Genomic DNA, 3121 nt, shown 5'->3' on the forward strand with positions numbered 1-3121 from the left:
GTTGGGGATGGAACTGGTGAGGGCTGCTTGATTTTTTCTTTTAAAAAAACAAGGGGATATTTTTTGTTTGATGAGAGGCCGGCTGTGCCGGGCGAGGGGCCCTCAGCCCCTTTACACCGCATCCACCTTCAACGAATGGTCGCCCAGCATCCCATTGATCACATCATGGGCACTGACGATCAAGCCATCGCTGCCCGCGCTGGTCCCGGCGTGGTACTGCTCGGCCAGGTTGGTGTGCTGCAGGTCGATGGTTTGCGCGGCGGGGCCGTTGGCGCTGGTGCTGACCGCCAGGTGGGTGGTGGCATCGCTGCCGCTGCCACTGACGCTGACCTTGAAGAAGTCATCCAGCGAGGCGTTCTTGGCCACATCGCCGAGCAACTGGCTGAGGTCGAGGGTGTCGACGCCGGCTTTGAAGTCGGTGACCACATCATGGCCGCTGGCGCCATGCTCCCAAACGAAGGTGTCGGCACCGCTGCCGCCGGTGAGCACGTCGCTGCCCTTGCCAGCCACCAAGGTGTCGTTGCCCGCGCCGCCGTTGAGGGTTGAGCCGTTATCACCGGCATGCAGCCAGTCATCGTGCTGCGACCCCAGCAGGTTGGTCAGGGTATTGAAGCTCGCCTCGCGCAGGTCAGCCTGCACCCCATGCTCACTGCCCTGGTAGCTGGCGCTGTGCTCACCGCTGCTGGCGGGTGCGTCTGCCGTACTGGCGGCCGCCGCACTGGCATGGGCAACGCTGGCGTGGTGGCTGCTGTCGTCGGCGGCCTGCACCTGCACGGTGGGCTGGGCGCTGGTTTCCACATGGCTGTAGTCCACCGCGACTTTCAGCGTGTAGTTCTGCTCGGCGTGGCCGTTGCCGGCCGGCTCTACCCGCAACTGGTACAGGCCATCTTCGCTGGCGGTGAACTGGCCGTTCTTGAGCGCATGCAGGTCACCGTCGGCATCGACCAGGCTCAGTTTGACCGCGTGCCCCTGGCCGCCGAGCTGGCTGAGGTTGACGGTTTCGCCCTGGTGCAGGCTCACCTGCAGGGTATCGCTGGCCAGCGCCGCGTGGGCACCGCCCACCACCCCGGCCACCAGCAGGGTGGCGATCATCGCCGCGCTGTTGGCGGCGAACTCGCTGCGTTCCAGCACCCGGTCCTGGCCGTGCACCAGCACCCGCTGCAGGCTCTGGGCGGTGAAGTCATCGCCTGGCTGCGCCGTGCTCGGGCTGACCTTGATGCTGATCGCCGAGCTCACGGTGTCGTGGTCGCCATCCTCCAGAATGAAGCTGACCTTCTCCGAAAAGCTGCCGGTGCTGCCGCTGCCCACCGCGTAGCGGTAGTCGCCGGTGGCCATGTCGACCTGCAGCTCGCCACCGTGAGCGGTCTTGATGGTCAGGATCGAGGTGTTCGGGTCAAAGGTAAAGCTGTCGCCTTTGCCATTGGCAGTGACGCTGTTGCTGTCGGGGTTGAACGTCCAGCGGATGCCGTCGAGGGTGATCGACTGCACATGGCCGCCGTCGGCGCCGAAGCCGCCTTCGCCGACCAGGGTGCCGCTGACCGGGTCACCGGTCACGGTGCTGATCAACGCCGCCGGCAGGTCTGCCAGGTTGGTCACCACCTTGGCCGGCAGGTCGGTGTTCTGGCTGCCGTCATAGGCGATCGGCTCCAGGTAAGTGGCCGCCACGTTCTTGCCCAGGCCCACGGCGTAGCTCTTGATGTCGTGGTCGCGCAGGAAGCCTTCCCAGGCCAACTGCTCGCTCTCGCTGATGCCATCGCCCAGTTCTGGCTGGGTGGTGCGGCCGTTCTGCACGTCGGACGGCAGCGGGTTGCTGTCAGACAACGTCGGGTTACCATCGGAGAAGAAGTAACTCACATTCTGCGCCCCGGCCAGCTTGCCCTCGGCGCTCCACACATCGCTGGCTTTATCCAGCGCGTAGTCGTAGTTGGTGCCGCCCGAGGCACTGAGGCTGGCCACGTATTTCTCAGCCTGGCTCACGGTCATCCAGTCTGAACCCACCTGGCTGGCCTCGGTGCTGAAAGCCACGATCTGTACCCGCACATCACCAACGTTGGCGTACTCAGCCAACAGTTTGTCGATGGCGGCCTTGGTCAGGTCGAGGCGCGACTGCGAGCCATCACCGACCCGCGCCGAGGTGTTCATGCTGTTCGACACGTCCACCACCAGCAGCAGGTTGGTGCCGGTGCTGCCGGTGTGCACTTCCTGGCTGCCGCTGTTGGCGCTGGGGGTGTCGTCGACGATGTTCATGTGCAACGTGCCAGTGGCCTGGTCGTTGTTGCTGTCGGTGGCGACGATGGCGATGTTGTCATACACGCTGTCGTGGCCAGCGGCCGGGTGGTCGGCGGCGGTTTCCAGGGTGTAGTGGTAGGTCACCGTGCCGGTGCCTTTGTCGAAGCCGGTTACGGTGAAGGTGCCGTACTCGGTTTTGGCGGAAACCCCCTCGCTGCCGAAATTCACCGGCTCGCCGTTGCTGACCACGGTGATGCCGCCGACCACCAGGGTTTTCACCCCGTCGCCAGCTTCAACCTGGAAGGTGCCGTCTACGGTGCGGCCATCCACATTGCTGTGGCTGCCGCCCGGCAAGGCGCTTTCCTGGACGGTCAGGGTGTCGCACTCGATGTTCAGGCTGATCGGGTGGTCGCCGCCCTTCACGTTCAAGGTGAGCTGGGCCGAGCTGGTGTCGCCGTCCAGGTCCTTGATGCTGTAGTCGAAGGTTTCATGGCCCAGCGCGCCGACCGCCAGGGCCTTGTAGCCGGCGCTGGTGGTGTCGAGGGTGTAGGTGTAGGTGCCGTCGGTGTTCAGTTGCAGGGTGCCATAGGTGCCCTTGAGGGTCCCGGCGTTGGTCACCGGCTGCGGGTTGTAGTCGGCGCCCAGGGTGTCGTTCAGCAGCACGTTGCCGCTGGTGCTGGCGTGCTTGGCGTCGACGGTGTGGCGGTTGCTGTCATCGCGGGCGGTCGGCGAGTCGTCCTCGATGCGCACGTTGAGCCAGGCGTCGGCTTTATCGCCGTCGGTGTCGGTGGCGATCACGTGGAAGTCTTCAGACAGCTCGTCGGCGGGCGGGCTACCCGCCGGGTGTTGCTCGCGGTCGTTCAAGGTGTAGCTGTAGCTCACCGTTTGGGTG

At 64.9% G+C, this 3121-nt stretch carries 1 protein-coding gene; it reads right to left on the reverse strand.

The window, feature by feature from the left end; all coding sequences use genetic code 11:
• Positions 1 to 111: 111 nt before the first annotated feature.
• Positions 112 to 3121, reverse strand: a 3010-nt coding sequence (locus ACFZCE_RS25105; RefSeq protein WP_390943252.1) for a VWA domain-containing protein, incomplete at its 5' end; no start/stop codon positions are given.

Origin of the sequence: Pseudomonas sp. NPDC007930 (assembly GCF_042958985.1) — a bacterium.
In the GTDB taxonomy this organism is placed as follows: Bacteria; Pseudomonadota; Gammaproteobacteria; order Pseudomonadales; family Pseudomonadaceae; genus Aquipseudomonas.